15 protein-coding genes, 1 tRNA gene, 1 other RNA gene and 1 pseudogene are annotated in these 13315 nt (G+C 64.1%); 9 read left to right on the forward strand and 9 right to left on the reverse strand.

What is annotated here, in order from left to right:
- Positions 1-43 precede the first annotated feature (43 nt).
- The 4 genes from G6N81_RS00395 (at position 44) to G6N81_RS00410 (ending at position 2182) form a co-directional block, all read left to right on the forward strand.
- A complete protein-coding gene (locus G6N81_RS00395; RefSeq protein WP_165131515.1) occupies positions 44-607 on the forward strand; it encodes a dihydrofolate reductase family protein in 564 nt (187 codons plus the stop codon).
- Between the two features lie 81 nt (positions 608-688).
- Positions 689-838 carry a dihydrofolate reductase family protein gene (locus G6N81_RS00400; RefSeq protein WP_165131518.1) on the forward strand — a complete coding sequence of 50 codons (150 nt, stop codon included), beginning with the start codon at positions 689-691 and terminating at the stop codon, positions 836-838.
- A gap of 49 nt (positions 839-887) precedes the next feature.
- Positions 888-1493 carry a DUF4166 domain-containing protein gene (locus tag G6N81_RS00405; protein WP_241244998.1) on the forward strand — a complete coding sequence of 202 codons (606 nt, stop codon included), beginning with the start codon at positions 888-890 and terminating at the stop codon, positions 1491-1493.
- A gap of 320 nt (positions 1494-1813) precedes the next feature.
- A complete protein-coding gene (locus tag G6N81_RS00410; RefSeq protein WP_165131524.1) occupies positions 1814-2182 on the forward strand; it encodes a hypothetical protein in 369 nt (122 codons plus the stop codon).
- A gap of 1 nt (position 2183) precedes the next feature.
- Here G6N81_RS00410 and arfB read toward each other — a convergent pair whose 3' ends face one another.
- Both arfB and G6N81_RS00420 read right to left on the reverse strand, forming a co-directional pair.
- The gene (gene arfB, locus G6N81_RS00415; RefSeq protein ID WP_165131527.1) at positions 2184-2624 is read right to left on the reverse strand and encodes an alternative ribosome rescue aminoacyl-tRNA hydrolase ArfB; all 441 of its coding nucleotides are present in this window, start codon (positions 2622-2624) and stop codon (positions 2184-2186) included.
- Positions 2617-3405 carry an alpha/beta fold hydrolase gene (locus tag G6N81_RS00420; protein ID WP_165131530.1) on the reverse strand — a complete coding sequence of 263 codons (789 nt, stop codon included), beginning with the start codon at positions 3403-3405 and terminating at the stop codon, positions 2617-2619. Before G6N81_RS00420 ends, arfB begins: the two co-directional genes overlap by 8 nt.
- Before the next feature lie 49 nt (positions 3406-3454).
- Between G6N81_RS00420 and G6N81_RS00425 the strand changes: the two genes are divergently transcribed.
- The 3 genes from G6N81_RS00425 to ssrA all read left to right on the forward strand — a co-directional run bounded on the left by G6N81_RS00425 (position 3455) and on the right by ssrA (position 5911).
- Complete coding sequence (locus tag G6N81_RS00425) at positions 3455-5209, forward strand: GNAT family N-acetyltransferase (RefSeq protein WP_165131533.1); 1755 nt, start codon at positions 3455-3457, stop codon at positions 5207-5209.
- Positions 5210-5217: 8 nt separating this feature from the next.
- Positions 5218-5427 (forward strand): helix-hairpin-helix domain-containing protein, encoded by a 210-nt coding sequence (locus G6N81_RS00430; RefSeq protein WP_165131536.1) that lies wholly within the window; start codon positions 5218-5220, stop codon positions 5425-5427.
- 114 nt (positions 5428-5541) lie between these two features.
- Positions 5542-5911, forward strand: a transfer-messenger RNA (tmRNA) gene (gene ssrA / locus G6N81_RS00435).
- A 154-nt stretch (positions 5912-6065) separates the two neighbouring features.
- Here ssrA and G6N81_RS00440 read toward each other — a convergent pair.
- The 5 genes from G6N81_RS00440 to G6N81_RS00460 all read right to left on the reverse strand — a co-directional run bounded on the left by G6N81_RS00440 (position 6066) and on the right by G6N81_RS00460 (position 10239).
- Positions 6066-6722 carry a PepSY domain-containing protein gene (locus tag G6N81_RS00440; protein ID WP_165131539.1) on the reverse strand — a complete coding sequence of 219 codons (657 nt, stop codon included), beginning with the start codon at positions 6720-6722 and terminating at the stop codon, positions 6066-6068.
- Between the two features lie 29 nt (positions 6723-6751).
- Entirely contained in the window at positions 6752-8098 is a 1347-nt protein-coding gene (locus tag G6N81_RS00445; protein WP_165131542.1) for a PQQ-binding-like beta-propeller repeat protein, read from the reverse strand.
- A gap of 38 nt (positions 8099-8136) precedes the next feature.
- Positions 8137-8757: a GntR family transcriptional regulator gene (locus G6N81_RS00450; protein WP_165131545.1), complete on the reverse strand. Its 621-nt coding sequence runs from the start codon at positions 8755-8757 to the stop codon at positions 8137-8139.
- A 157-nt stretch (positions 8758-8914) separates the two neighbouring features.
- Complete coding sequence (locus tag G6N81_RS00455; protein ID WP_165131548.1) at positions 8915-9340, reverse strand: hypothetical protein; 426 nt, start codon at positions 9338-9340, stop codon at positions 8915-8917.
- An 89-nt stretch (positions 9341-9429) separates the two neighbouring features.
- Positions 9430-10239: an inositol monophosphatase family protein gene (locus G6N81_RS00460; protein ID WP_165131551.1), complete on the reverse strand. Its 810-nt coding sequence runs from the start codon at positions 10237-10239 to the stop codon at positions 9430-9432.
- A 99-nt stretch (positions 10240-10338) separates the two neighbouring features.
- Here G6N81_RS00460 and G6N81_RS12640 point away from each other — a divergent pair.
- Positions 10339-10650, forward strand: a pseudogene (locus G6N81_RS12640) (alanine:cation symporter family protein); the annotation flags it as partial.
- A gap of 123 nt (positions 10651-10773) precedes the next feature.
- On the opposite strand, the gene G6N81_RS00470 reads toward G6N81_RS12640, so the two are convergent.
- Complete coding sequence (locus G6N81_RS00470; protein ID WP_241244999.1) at positions 10774-11784, reverse strand: LacI family DNA-binding transcriptional regulator; 1011 nt, start codon at positions 11782-11784, stop codon at positions 10774-10776.
- A gap of 151 nt (positions 11785-11935) precedes the next feature.
- Between G6N81_RS00470 and G6N81_RS00475 the strand changes: the two genes are divergently transcribed.
- Positions 11936-12011 (forward strand) — tRNA-Lys (locus G6N81_RS00475).
- Between the two features lie 115 nt (positions 12012-12126).
- Here G6N81_RS00475 and G6N81_RS00480 read toward each other — a convergent pair.
- On the reverse strand, positions 12127-13227 hold the full coding sequence (locus tag G6N81_RS00480) for an IS1249 family transposase (protein WP_165131554.1): 1101 nt from the start codon (positions 13225-13227) through the stop codon (positions 12127-12129).
- Positions 13228-13315 lie beyond the last annotated feature (88 nt).

The raw sequence follows: 13315 nt of genomic DNA on the forward strand, positions 1-13315 counted from the left end.
GATCACGGCAGGATGGCCACAGCACAGACCGACGGAGGGCGTCATGGGGACACTGATCTATGCCACATCCTTGTCCATCGATGGCTACGTCGCCGATGCCGACGGGGACTTCCTGTGGAGCGCGCCGAGCGATGAGGTTTTCGCGGTACACCTCGACCGGATGTCGACCGTGTCAACCGAGGTGCTGGGACGGAAGACATACCAGTTGATGACCTACTGGGAGAAGCCGCCGGAGGGCGCGACCTGGACCGAGGCGGAGCACGAGTTCGCTCGGCGTTGGCGAGACACCGAACGCGTGGTCGTCTCGTCCACACTCACGGAATCGGACATCGTGTCGGATGGCACCCGTCTCGTTCCGCGGCTCACGCTGAGAGACCTCTCCGCCATCGTCGACGGCGCGCCCGGTGCGGTGGAGATATTCGGGCCGACGGCCGCCGCGGAAGCGATCACCGCGGGGCTGGTCGACGAGTACCACCTCTTCGTCGTTCCGCGTTTCGTGGGCGGCGGGCTTCGCGCCCTGCCCGATGGTGCGCAGCAGGCGATGCACCTGCGCGAGCACCGGATCTTCGACGACGGAACAGCGATGCTGCGATACACCCGCGCCTGAACGCTGAAGTGAGCGTCCGGTGCGCGGTAGCGTCATCGAAAACTGCGGAACGGTACCAAAGGGAGACACGTAGTCGATGAGATGCTCCTCGGCATCGCACCGGTGATCCTTGGCGCGGGCAACCCGCACTTCACAGAACGCGCTATTGCGCGCCCGCTGGAACTGATCGAAACTCGACCGATTGATTCGGGCGGCGTCCTGATCCGGTACCGCGTTCCTGCCACGGTATGACGCCGGCCGCCGCAGGACCAGCGCTCCACCGCGACGATAGGGTCGAATGGTGGCCTCCCCCTACGAACGTGCTCTCGGTGACCGGCGTGCCCTGCTTCATCCCGCCATTCAGAGCTACTTCTCAACGATTCCTGACGGTCATGTCGGAGTCGGCACGGGGGAGTTCGACAGTTTCGGGCCAGCGCGGCGCTGGGTGTCGTACCTCCTGCGGCCGTTCGAAGCCGCTGGTGTTCTGTCGTCGCAGATGCACAGCAATGTGCCGTTTCGGATTTTCAATCGAACGATCGCGGGCAGGGCAGTGGCCGATCGAATCATCGAGCTACCGGCCGGCACCTGGAGGATGACGGATACCGTTTCGCTCGGCTCCCACGGTCGCATCGTCGACCATATCGGCGAGCCATGGCTCATCGCCGTCAGCTTTGACATTGGTGTCGAGGGCGGGGCGTTGCAGATGGAGAGTTATGCAACGGGAGTTCGCTTGCGCACGCTCCGGTTGCGCATGCCGCGGTTCCTGTCACCACGCGTTCGCCTTGTCGAGCGTTTCGATGACGCCTCCGGCCGGCACCATGTCGATCTCGTGATGACGCTTCCACTCATCGGACGCATTTACGGATACTCCGGATACTTCACCTACCGAATCGAGAAGGACTCCTGACACGTGTTGTGTCGCCCTCCGGTCGGCAATCGTGCTGGGGCACGGCGGCGTGCTTGCACCGCTGAAGAAGTTGGCGAAGATCGGTCTCGGCGGCGCTCAACACGACGGCTGGTGGCCGGTTTCGCGCGCTCGCCGCGAGGCGGGAACGGCACACATGCCTGGAGCACGCCGGATACGAGTTCCGGCGTCCCGATCTCGACTCGGCGTTGCGAGAATCGCTCAGCGACGCGGCGTGATCACCTGACGTCGACCTGCGATTCGGGCACGAGGCTCACACGCGGTCAGACGCTTCTCAAAGGGTTCCTCGCTATTGTCGGCGCATGCGTCGACTTGCTCTTGTCTCGATCCTCGCCGTCGGATCCCTCGCCGCCGGATGCTCTCAGGTGTCGCAGTTCGCTGGGGAGGCCGTGGGGGTTCCCGTCGAAAAGATCTGCGCAACGTTCGACGATGCGTACGACCAGTACCAAGGTCTGCTCGAGCGCGGTGACGCCACGGAGCAGCAGGTTCAGGCTGCGCGAGACGGACTTGTCGGTACGCTTGAGGACCTCGCAGACGATGTGGGCGGGCAGGTAGGTGAGATGATCCGCAGCAATGCGAGTCGTCTGGCCGAGGCGAACAACCTCCAGTCGCCCGAGTCGATTGAAGCGATCGAACAGGCTCGGGAATCGCTGACGACCTTCTGCGGCTGACTCAGTCGTGACCAGGACGCCGCCGGTCACGCTTGGTCTCGGATCGCCTGCGCTTGTCTTCGAGACGACGTCGGCGTGATCCGCGCGTGGGGCGTGTCGCCCGGCGCAGCGCTTCCGGCATGAGTGCCTCGCGGAGAAGAGTCGCCAGACGTTCCCGTGCGGCTGTTCGGTTTCGTCGTTGTGATCGGTGCTCGGACGCCGTGATCGTGAGAACGGTGCCAGACAAGCGCTCTGCTAAGCGCTCAAGCACTCGTGCGCGCTGGGCATCGCTCACGGCCACCGTCGTCCCCAGGTCGAGGCTCAGCTGGACGCGGGAGTCAGCAGTGTTGACACCCTGACCGCCGGGCCCGGATGAGCGCGAGAACTGTTCGATGAGCTCGCTCGCCGGCACTCGGAGCCCCCGGGGCGCGCCGGGGCCTGCCGGCACGATGAGATCATCCACGTATCGAGTGTGCCCTGTCCACATCGTCGGCGAGTACCTGCGGCCAGGTGGCAACGTCCTGAGGCGTGCGCGCCACGGACAACTGGGCATGCGGAAGCATGTCGACGAGCGCTTCTGCCGTCGACAGCGGATGGGACGGGTCGTCTGTCCACGCGAGCACTGAGACGGGAACGTCGATCAGTGCGATGTCCGCTCGATCAGGCAGGTTGCTCTGAGCGGCACCGCGGAACAGGGACGGCAAGAGTTCCGCCGACACATCGGGAAGCGTTTCGGGTTTGCCCGTTGTCGCAGGTGGTGGTGTTGTCCCGGTGGCGGTCAGATAAGCGCGTATGCCGATGCTCTCGATGAGGTCCGCGGCACGAAGGTAGGTGGTCGATTGAGCCGAGCGCGTTTCCCATGCCGTCGGCGGGACCATCAGCGTCAGCCCGGAAAAGCGCTCGGGGTCGCGGATAGCGGCGTGAAGAAGCGTGGCCGCGCCCATGGATGGCCCGACGCCGTGGACCTTTTCGCCGGGAAAGCGATGGTCGAGAAGCCGGAGCAGATCGTCGGCGAGCACGGGCCAGACGTAGTCTGATGCCACAGCTCTGCCGGTCGATTCGCCGTGGCCGCGCGCGTCGTAGCGGAGCAGTCGCGTGCCGGAGAGCCCACGCCCGAGATCAAGGTCGAGAATGCGGTCGCGCTGTCGGCTCGATGTCAGGCCATGGAGCTGGACAACGGGGAATCCCTGCTCGTCGCTGAACTCGGTTGCGAGAGTAGCTCCGGGAACGGCGAACGGTGGCATCAGGCTCCTTGCGTCACGGTTCGTAAACGGGTGGCACTAGGGTAGCGCCATGCGGCTCACCAACGTCGCCCACATGCGACTCCCTTTCGGTCGTCTCTGGGGATATCACCTCGCTCCCGGCGAATCGGGGCAGTCGTTGCCCGTGTCGTTCGACCAGCGTCGGCACGTGTCAGCGGGGGACCGCCCCGGTTCGTGGATGGCTCTTTCCTTGCGGCTGCCGGACCCCGTGGACCGGGAGGCATTGTCTGCGGCGTGGATGTCGGTCATCTCCCGGCACGGAACACTTCGAACAGCGTTTCGCCCGGATGACGCGGGGATCCCTGTGCTCGAAGAGATTCAGGTCGCTGAGGGAACGTGGGAGGAACACCCGATTGCGCCGGGAGAGGCTGTCAACGAGGCGCTCGGCAGCGTGCTGGATCGTTTCTGCACCTCGTATTCCCGGCCCTCGCACCGGTTGTGTGTTCTCGAGACCGCGACCGATAGCACCGTGGTCATCGGGGCAGACCATGCCCATGTCGACATGTGGTCGATGCTCGTGATTGCGCGTGATCTCTTGCGTGCTCTGGCGGAGCCGGGGGTCGAATATCCCCCAGTATTGCCGTTCGCAGACCACACGGCTGCGCTCCGAGAGCGTCCGGATGCGCCGGAGGATCTTCGCGGGCGCTGGAGAGAAATCCTCGAAGCCGGCGGCGATGTCATGCCACGTTTCCCGCTGCCGCTCGGATCTGAGGAACCTCATCCGGAGCGCGTTGAGGTCCGCGACGTCTTTGACGTTGACGACAGCGCGGCGTTCAGCGTTCAAGCGCAGGAAGAAGGAACATCGACGCTCTCTCTCGCCGTGTCCGCGATGACGCAGGTCACGCAAGAGCTCGCCGGTGCTTCGCTTCGTGCCGTTTTCCCCGTGCACAGCCGATACGACGCCACGTGGCATGACTCGGTGGGCTGGTTCATCACGAACTCCGTGATCGAATCCCGTGATCCCGATCCGAAAGCGTGCGCGTCCGCGGTGAAAGAGGCGGTGCGGCTCGGGTCGGTGTCGCTCGAAGATGTTTTGGAGCCATGGGGCGGGATGCCCGAGGCGCCGGGGATGTTCGCGATTTCTTGGCTCGATCTGCGCCGGTTGCCCGTGCATGTTGACTCTGTGGGGCTTGAGGCCCAGTATGTCGGCGCGCGTATCCGCACCGACGGCGTCATGCTGTGGTTCGTCCTCGACGGTTCCGGTGTGCACTTGCGGTGCCGGTATCCCGATACGCCGGAAGCGAGAACCAACGTCGGGAAATGGCTCGATCTGCTGGTGGCCCGTATGCGCCAGCTGGCGCGGGAGAGTGCACGTGGTCGGTTGCGGCTCGGGGAGCGGATATTCCGTGTGCAGCGGGCAATACGTGCCGATGTGCGCGCCGTGATCGATTTGCTGCCGGATGACGAGCTTCGACGCACACGCGAGACGGGGGAGAGCGCCGCCTACGAGGCTGCCTATGACCTGGTCTCCCGCGACGGATCGCATTTTCTTGCGGTGGTGCGTGACGAAAGCGACGCGTTGGTGGGGACGATGCAGCTCACGGTCATTCCCGGCCTTGTGCGTAGCGGGGCGACACGCCTCCAGATCGAGGGTTTCCGGGTGCGCGCGGATGTTCGCGGTGAAGGGCTGGGATCGCGCATGTTGGAATGGGCGCACGATTACGGCCGGGCGCGCGGGGCCACGCTGGCGCAGGTGGCCACGGACGAGGCTCGTGAGCGCGCACGACCCTTTTATACGGGGCATGGCTACGAAGCCAGTCACGTCGGATTCAAGAAGCAGCTTTAGGAGGAACGATGTCGACACGCGATGTTCCACGTCACATAGGCGACCTTCCGTTCATCGGCCGACCCGCCAATAGCGCGCTTCTCGCGGCGGGTATCACAACGCTCGACGAGGTGGCCGCGTACGGGGTGGATGAGTTGCTTGAGCTTCACGGCGTCGGACCGAAGGCGGTGCGCATTTTGAAGGAAGCTCTCGCCGATAGCGAAGAACCTCGGCCATGAGGGGCTGAGGTGGACGTTGCCCGCCGCTGTGATGTAGTCTGAAGTGCTCGGGCATGTTCCGAGATGAAAAATCAACAGTGTGCGTATGCGGTTCCCTTCAACCGAAGGATCTACGGGGCTGATCGGTTTCGACAGCGCCTGCTGATCTGAGGAAAGCGGGCCGAGGATGCAGGGTTATCTCGTTAACGATCTCTGCAAAAACACAAGTGCCGAATCCAAGCGCACTGACTTCGCCCTCGCTGCATAAGCGAGCCCGATAGTCCGTCAGACCGTGGTTGATCCCGACACGGACCCTGGCGTCATTTAGGGATCTTGCTACGACGTGGCGTCGAGACGCGTCGTGGGACTTTTTCTCGACTGGGCTTGTCGACCTATGTGTCTGTTCTAAAGGTCGGAGCCGATGAGAACGTCTCAACAGACTGCGCCCGGAGAAACCCCAGTGAACCAGCGCTGGACGGGGGTTCAATTCCCCCCAGCTCCACGATCGCTACGCACCTGTGGCTAACCCCCTTGTTCCCTACTCTCCGTTGGGATCGAGGGGGTTATTTTCGTGCCGCCGAACCGCTCTCAAGAACGGAGCTTGGATGCGTTCCGGGCACGCTCTGGAGCGCAGCAACGGCGAAGGGCGCGGCGTCTATTCAGTCGACGGTGACTTCACCCGTGACTGTGTCGACGAGGACATCGATCGATCCGCCTCCGGTGAGGTCGATCGAGATATCCCAGTACCAGCGTCCGTCGTCATCATCCAGTTCGGCGTCGTCGATGACGCCGTCGTGGGCGGTCAGGGCGATCGCGATTGCCTCAGCGAGCGTCACCGTCGCTTGTGCCAGCCCCTGAGCGTCGTTATCACTGAGGCCGCCATCATCCTCGGTGCGAACAACACGACCCTCCGCGGCATCGACCGTGACCTCTACAGAGCGGTCACCGACCGCAACGTCGATCTCGCGGATTCCGTCGCGGTCTTCGTCATCGATTTCGTATGCCTTCCCGCCTGTGCCAGATTCGGCGATGCCAATTGCTTGAAGAATCGCGGGAAACGGTTCCTCATTGGTTTCAGGACCCGTCGTTTCCGCTGGTGATTCGGGCGTACTCCTCTCGTCAGCCGGCGTGGCGGGGTCGGTTGGTTCTGTCGACGGAACGGGGCGAGTCGTTCTCTCGGACGAAGGGAGATTTTCGCTTGTCGTCACTTCTTCTCCGGCTTCGATACCGGCCTGGCCGCACGACGTGAAGCTGAGGGCTGTGGCGAGAGCAACGGACGTGATGGCGCTCCCGCGGAGCAAGCGTGCGATCGTCATGAGTACTATTTTGTGCCTCCTGCTCGCGGTCACCCGACCCGCCACGCGCGGAATCCAGCATCGTCATGGGCGATGACCAGGTGATTCGATACGACCAGGTCCGTGCCCGGCATCGGAATCGTGCGCGGGTGCCCTGTTCGGTCTGTTGCGAAGAAATGGCCGTCGTCCGTTTCCAGCCAGCCGTAAGAACCCGCAACGGCGCTCAGCACCGCATCGTCGGTCGGTTCCGGTGCGGGAACGGCGTTCCCATCGGTTCCTACCGACATCAGCGCGCCGTCGCGTCCTAGCCACATGGACACATCCGTTCCCAGAAGAGCCGCGCCCGGAAGGTGCGAGAGCACGCGTCCGTCCGTGGCATCAATAAGAGAAGCTCCTTCTCGGTGCTGGGCGAGAGCCAGAGAGGAGCGTCCCGTCGCGTGCCAGGTGTCATGGCCGTCAAGCACCCACCGCTCGTCGCCGGTTTCGAGGTCGAGGCCGACGAGTTCTCCCTCCCGGGTGGCGATGACGACCTCACCGGCTATCCGAACCGCGCTTGCACCGTCGGCCTCCCAGCGGGTCTCGCCGTCGTCGGCCGCAACGGCCACGGTGCGAATACCGCCGCTCTGAACGTTTAGGAGCACCGTTCCCCGCGCGACATCGACCACGTCGAGCGTGGCTGCCAACAGCGATTCCGCCGCGGGATCATCCTTTTCGACGCTGGGGATCGGTGTGTTTTCCCACAAGACCGTGTTGAGATCTTGTGCATCGATACCGACAATGCCGAGCGCACGCGTATGAAAAATGTCATCTTCGTCGCACCACGCGACCTCGATGCCGGGAGTTGTTTCGATCTCGCACGGGACGGCGTAGAAGCGTTCGACATGAACGCCGCCGATGGCTGTGTTCGCCAGCCAGCCGTCGGCGGAGAAGAAGCTCCCGACGCTCTCGTCGGTCAGGATGACGGGCTCGAACGCCGAGCGCCGCTGCCACAAAACACCGTCGGGAAGAACGCTGTCGGGCGTCACCTCGGCGCTGGGGAGGGGCGGGGGGAGTGGTTCGTCGTCATCGACGTCATCGGAGACATCGATTGCTTCGACGGTCCTCCGCCCGCGGTCATCAGAGCCGGCAACTACGAGCACATCGCCGGAGATCGTTGCCCGAATCACCCTGTTCACGATCGATCCCTCCGGTACGGGGATCTCCTCCAGAACAAGATCGGGGAGGGCATCGCCTGAGAACCGTGGCGTGTCCGGGGTTGCCTCGGAGGAGAGAGTTGCGCGTGGCGCAACGGTCGGGTCGGGGAGGCCGCTGCTCGGAGCCTCGGCGCAGGAAGCGGCCGACATCGTCAGCACAACGACGCCGATTCCCAGAAGAACTCGTCCGCGAACGGCTCCCATGAACCGCACACTAGCGCGGCGGGGAGCCGCGCGTTAGATCACAAAGCGAACTGTGATCGAACGATTCGTTCTGCCGCATCCGTGTCACCCGCGGTGAGCGCACGACTCAGAGCCTCGTAGCTGTCAACGAGTTCGTTGGGATCGCTCAACGGAAGCTTCACATACTGAAGGTTTCGCGCAAGAGCGATGTCGGTGTCGCGCGAAATGGTATCGACGAACGGGTTGGCGGCGATGTCGAGAATCATGCGGTGGAATGCGCGTCGCGCAGCGAGCGGACTGGCGTGATTCTTGACGTCCGCGATGATCGCATCAATAGCGGACGTGGCCTCTGTGCGCTGCTGTGTGCTCATCCGAAGGCATGCCATCCGGATGGTCGATGAGGCGTAGTAACCGGCAAACTCGAGCGTGCCCTGTGCCATCTCGGGGGTGACGATCGTCACACGCGTGAACCGGCTGGGGGACATCTCGACAAGCCCGATGCGTTCGAGCCGTTGCAGAGCTTCACGAACGGGCATGCGAGACACGCCCATCGACTGCGCAAGCTCGCCGTCACGGAGACGCTGGCCTGGCGCGAGGGACTCATCGATGATGGCGTTCGCCATCCGCTCGAACACCGTGTCAGCGAGGCGAACGGTGGCGGAGGAGACGGGGTGCAACATGAACAGACCTCTTCGCACGAAAACACTGGCCGGCGCACGATGCAACCGACCGACTTCACGATGCTAAGAACGCCCGGGAGGATCGAGGCGAACAGACGCCTGATTGTCGACAGTCACGGGAAACACTCAGCACCGGCAGGTCCAGACGCGGGGAGGTTTAGCCTCTCCAGATCACGAGCTGTAAGCCGCTCTTTGTGTCGGCAACGGCTACGGAGCCTTCTGTGAAGCGAAAGGTCATGCCGTACCCATCTTCGCTCACGTACAGGGCGTAGTCGGGATTCTCCGTGAGGTAGACCGTCTCGCCCTCCTCCTCACGAATCCACCCTTGTTGTTCGAGATAGTCCTGCAGTTCGCGGGATTGCTCGGAGCCGACCGGCGCCCATCCATACATCTGTGCGATGTCAGTGCCACTGGAGTAGTCGCCCCAGACACACTGAATCCCGTCTTCGAGAAGGTGTTCACCGATACGAAGCGGTTCTTCGATGGCCGACCACCCGAGGTCGGAGAGATCGGAGTACAGCGTCGCGGGGATGATCGTGTCGCACCCGAGCACGGCCGGCTCCGTTGGTGTCTCCGTGGGCACCGGATCCGCCTGTGAGAGGCCGCCGCACGCCGTGAGCGCGGCGAGGCATACGGAGACAGCTGCCACCGCATATACCCGCCTGCGCGGTGTCACCGATCGGCTCCCTGCAGAAGGTTCACGAGGTCATCGTGCAGAACACCGTTGGAGGCGAGCGCAGAGAGAGAGGTCAGCTCGTTGCGGCCCTCGAACGACGTGAAGCTGCCCCCCGCTTCGCGCACGATGGCCGCTGCCGCTGCGATGTCGTATTCCTTCACGTCGAATTCGCCCACGATGTCCACGCGGCCCTCCGCCAACAGCATGTACGACCACACGTCGCCATAGGCCCTGTCACGCCACACGCGATCCTGCAGAGTCAGGAGCGCGTCCAGGTGGCCGGCATCGCGCCACTGAGCGATCGATTGGAAGCTCAGCGAGGCGTCTTCGAGGCGATCGACATCTGAGACCTGGATGCGCCGGTCTCCCGCCGCACTATTGGTCCAGGCGCCCTGGCCCTCTGCCGCCCACCAGCGGCGCTCAAACGCCGGCATGCTGACGACGCCGAGACGAATAACGCCATCAACTTCCAGTGCGATCATCGTGCCCCAGGCGGGCACCCCGCGCAGGTAATTGGCCGTTCCATCAATCGGGTCGAGAATCCAGCGCCGAGCGCCGGGGGCCGACTCGCCGAACTCTTCGCCAAAGATCCCGTCATCCGGCCGCTCAGCAGTGATTACCGCGCGGATCGCTCGCTCAGCGGCAAGATCCGCCTCGGTCACATGCGAGCGGTCAGCCTTGCGAGAGATGTCGAGGTCGACGGCGCCGAACCGACGCATTGTCTCGGCATCCGCGGCGTCTGCCAGGCGCAGGGCGAGCGCGAGGTCGTCGTCGCTGCCGGGACGGAAGGGCGGTGGAGTGGCCATTGAATAAGCGTAGCGACGAACTTCATGACTCCCGTGCGAACATCGACGCCGTTTCGAGTGTCACATTTGCTCAGCTTCGCGCAATACTGATCCGATGGAATCCCTAGCAGGGTCGCTCACAGCGATGAGCGACGTCTTTATAGCCGGGGGGCGTGGGTCGCTGCGGTCGTTCTTGCCGCGCTCACCGCGCTCGTTGTCTTCGGAGGCGTTCGCCGCATCGCGTCCGTGACCCAGGCGGTTCCGCCCGCCATGGCGCTCGCCTACTTGTTGCTCGGTCTTGCCGTCGTCGCGATCGAGTGACAGCAGATTGCTGCGGCGGTTTCGTCGATCTTCACGCAGGCATTCGGTTTTAACGAGATTCTCGGTGCGACCGTCTGGCGGATTATCCTCACGGGCGTTCAGCGAGGCATGTTCTCGAACGAAGCCGGGCTGGGATCCGCGCCGAACGCCGGCGCGTCCGCGGAAGCAGCGCCGAGCGGGTCTGGACCCCGTGTTCACGCGCGAGCTGTTCTCGTGTCGGGTGGGCGTCGGGCCTCAGATGCGCGGGGCGCTGCTTCCGCGGACAATCAGCTCAGCGGCGATCGGCGTGGACTGAGCGTCGCCGGGGGACAGGAGGCCATGAACGGCCGCCTCTCCCAGCGCACGGAACGGTTGGCTGACCGTCGTCAGCGGCGGCAGGAAGAATCCCGAACCGTCAATGTCGTCGAAGCCGACGACCGAAACGTCGTCGGGAACGCGGATGTCTGATTCCCACAGAGCGCGGGTGACTCCCAGGGCGAGGTAGTCGTTCGCCGCAAAGATCGCTGTCGCTCCGGATCGAACCTCGTCGATGACTGCCGAACCGATTGCGTGACCGTTGTGTGCGCCCCAGCCGTGTGCGGGGAGGGACACCGCCGTGCGCCCGGCGGTGGACATCGCCTCTCGGAAGCCGGCCGCGCGTTCAATCGCGTCGTACCAACCGTCCGCGCCTTCCAGGTGCACGATTTTCTCGTGGCCGAGGGAGAGAAGGTGTTCTGTGGCGCGCGCTGCTCCTCCGCGCTGATCGACGTGCACATATCGGACATCCGTTGCTGGCGGCGCGTCCCCGCGGGCAGCGACAACGACGATCGGGATCGGGAGATCGACATCGTCGATGAGGCGCGCGACATCGACGATGGGTGCGACGACGATGACCCCGTCGACGCCCTGGTCCATGAATTGCTCCAGAATTGCTCGCGCGGATGCGGCGTCGTGTGCTTGGAGCGATCCGAGCGAAACGAAATACCCCTGCGCACGCGCTGCCTCCTCGATCGCGAGCACCGTGCTCGACGGACCGACGTGCGTCGTCGCGGTTGTCATCACGCCGATCGTCGCGCTTCGCGCCGTGACCAGTGTTCGTGCCGCCTGGTTTCGGCGGTAGCCGAGTGTCTCGATCGCCGCCATCACGCGGTCACGAGTATCGGGACGAACGTGGGCATGATCGTTGAGCACCCGGGATACCGTCTGATGCGAGACGCCCGCGGCGGCGGCAACATCCGCCATCGAGGGAGGGCGGTTTCGAGGCATGTGCACAACAGTAGCGAGCGCAGCCGCTTCCAGCGGACCGCAGGCGTCATCCAGTGCTTCTTCAGACACGCCAGGCGGCACGACAGTTTGTCTGACGGCGTGAGAATGCGTAATGTATTTCTCTGTTGCGGCAAGCAAAGCTCCGGAACATGCACCTCTAGCTCAATCGGCAGAGCAACTGACTCTTAATCAGTGGGTTCAGGGTTCAAGTCCCTGGGGGTGCACCACTGAGAAGGCCCCGGAGCCCGTGGAAACACTGGGATCCGGGGCCTTTTTTGTGCCCGAAAGTAGCGCCGAGCAAATGAGGGTTACCGGCCAGAAAGAGTGGATGGGTCTGGCGTGTCACCCGCGTCCCGCCCACCCTGCTCGGGTCCAGAGCCCCTCGCCCGCGTCGAGCCCGGTGTCATAGAGCGCCGGTCCGATCGGTTCCTCGACCGGTGCCGGAGCGGTGACGGGTTCGATCGGCTTGGCGAGGTCGAGAGCGTGTTCGAGCGGGAGCTCGTGCAGGGTGAGGAACCACTCGACCGCGCGGCGGCGGTGTTCCTCGCTCATCCCGCGGTGTCGACGCAACAGATCGCGGATCTGTGCGTTCAGTCCCTCGAGCGGGCTGGTGGTGCGCGGGTTGCCGTAGGTGATGTGGGTGAAGATGAGGTTCTTCCGAACGACCAGGCGGACCAGCAACCAGGCTTTCCGGAGTCGGTCATGGGTGAATCCGAACTGGCCGTTGCGGAACAGGGTCCGTTCGGTGGTGAGGTGACCGAATGACTGCCACCACTGCTCCAGGAGCAGCTGCCACTGGATCGCGGCGTCCGCGTCGCGGACGGAACTGAGGTCCATCACCAGGCGCCGTAGCGCGCGCCCTGCCGGGGTTCTGGGGTTGCGGGTGAGGTGACGGGTGATGTTCATCTGCAGGTGGAACAGGCAGCGTTGATGCTTTGTCTCGGGCCAGGCCTGTCGCAGTGCGGACGGGAGGCCGCTGCCGCCGTCGGAGATGACGATGCCGGGCGCGGGGATCTGCTCGAACAGTGCTTTCCAGGCCGCGGTGTTCTCTCGCGCGCACCATTGCCAGGCGAGGACGTGTCCGGTGTCGCTGAGAGCGATGAGCAGGCACCAGGAGCCGATGTGGATGCCATCGACGAGGACCGCGTGATAGGTCGTCTCGACCGGGCCCAGTCGCGGGGAGATGTCCCAGCACCACGCGGTCCGGCGGCGGAACGAGCGCCCGGTGGCCGTTCCATCGATCTCGGCTTGGGTGAGTTTCCCGACGAGCCAGCAAGCGAAGGCGCGGAGCTGTTCGCGGGCGGTCACGTCGGGTCGGCGGCGCACGCTCGAGGATCCGCAGGACGGGCAACGCCAGCGTTGGGTTCCGGAGCGGTGTTTCCCGTTCTTGACCAGCTTGCTGCCGCATACCAGACAGGTCGTCGAGTTCGTCGGAAGGTCCACGAGTAAGCCTCGCAGACCATGACTGTTCTCGTTCTACCGCGCGATTACGCGGCTAGATCACGAAGTCATCCACTCCTTTTGGCCGATA

Origin of the sequence: Microbacterium amylolyticum (genome assembly GCF_011046975.1) — a bacterium.
Classification (GTDB): domain Bacteria; phylum Actinomycetota; class Actinomycetes; order Actinomycetales; family Microbacteriaceae; genus Microbacterium; species Microbacterium amylolyticum.

What these genes read in the sequence shown, in the direction of transcription:
- G6N81_RS00395 (WP_165131515.1), top strand. Translation starts at nt 44, where the DNA reads ATGGGGACACTGATCTATGCCACATCCTTGTCCATCGATGGCTACGTC.
- G6N81_RS00400 (WP_165131518.1), top strand. Translation starts at nt 689, where the DNA reads ATGCTCCTCGGCATCGCACCGGTGATCCTTGGCGCGGGCAACCCGCAC.
- G6N81_RS00410 (WP_165131524.1), top strand. Translation starts at nt 1,814, where the DNA reads ATGCGTCGACTTGCTCTTGTCTCGATCCTCGCCGTCGGATCCCTCGCC.
- G6N81_RS00420 (WP_165131530.1), bottom strand. Translation starts at nt 3,405, where the DNA reads ATGCCACCGTTCGCCGTTCCCGGAGCTACTCTCGCAACCGAGTTCAGC.
- G6N81_RS00425 (WP_165131533.1), top strand. Translation starts at nt 3,455, where the DNA reads ATGCGGCTCACCAACGTCGCCCACATGCGACTCCCTTTCGGTCGTCTC.
- G6N81_RS00430 (WP_165131536.1), top strand. Translation starts at nt 5,218, where the DNA reads ATGTCGACACGCGATGTTCCACGTCACATAGGCGACCTTCCGTTCATC.
- G6N81_RS00440 (WP_165131539.1), bottom strand. Translation starts at nt 6,722, where the DNA reads ATGACGATCGCACGCTTGCTCCGCGGGAGCGCCATCACGTCCGTTGCT.
- G6N81_RS00445 (WP_165131542.1), bottom strand. Translation starts at nt 8,098, where the DNA reads ATGGGAGCCGTTCGCGGACGAGTTCTTCTGGGAATCGGCGTCGTTGTG.
- G6N81_RS00450 (WP_165131545.1), bottom strand. Translation starts at nt 8,757, where the DNA reads ATGTTGCACCCCGTCTCCTCCGCCACCGTTCGCCTCGCTGACACGGTG.
- G6N81_RS00460 (WP_165131551.1), bottom strand. Translation starts at nt 10,239, where the DNA reads ATGGCCACTCCACCGCCCTTCCGTCCCGGCAGCGACGACGACCTCGCG.
- G6N81_RS00470 (WP_241244999.1), bottom strand. Translation starts at nt 11,784, where the DNA reads ATGCCTCGAAACCGCCCTCCCTCGATGGCGGATGTTGCCGCCGCCGCG.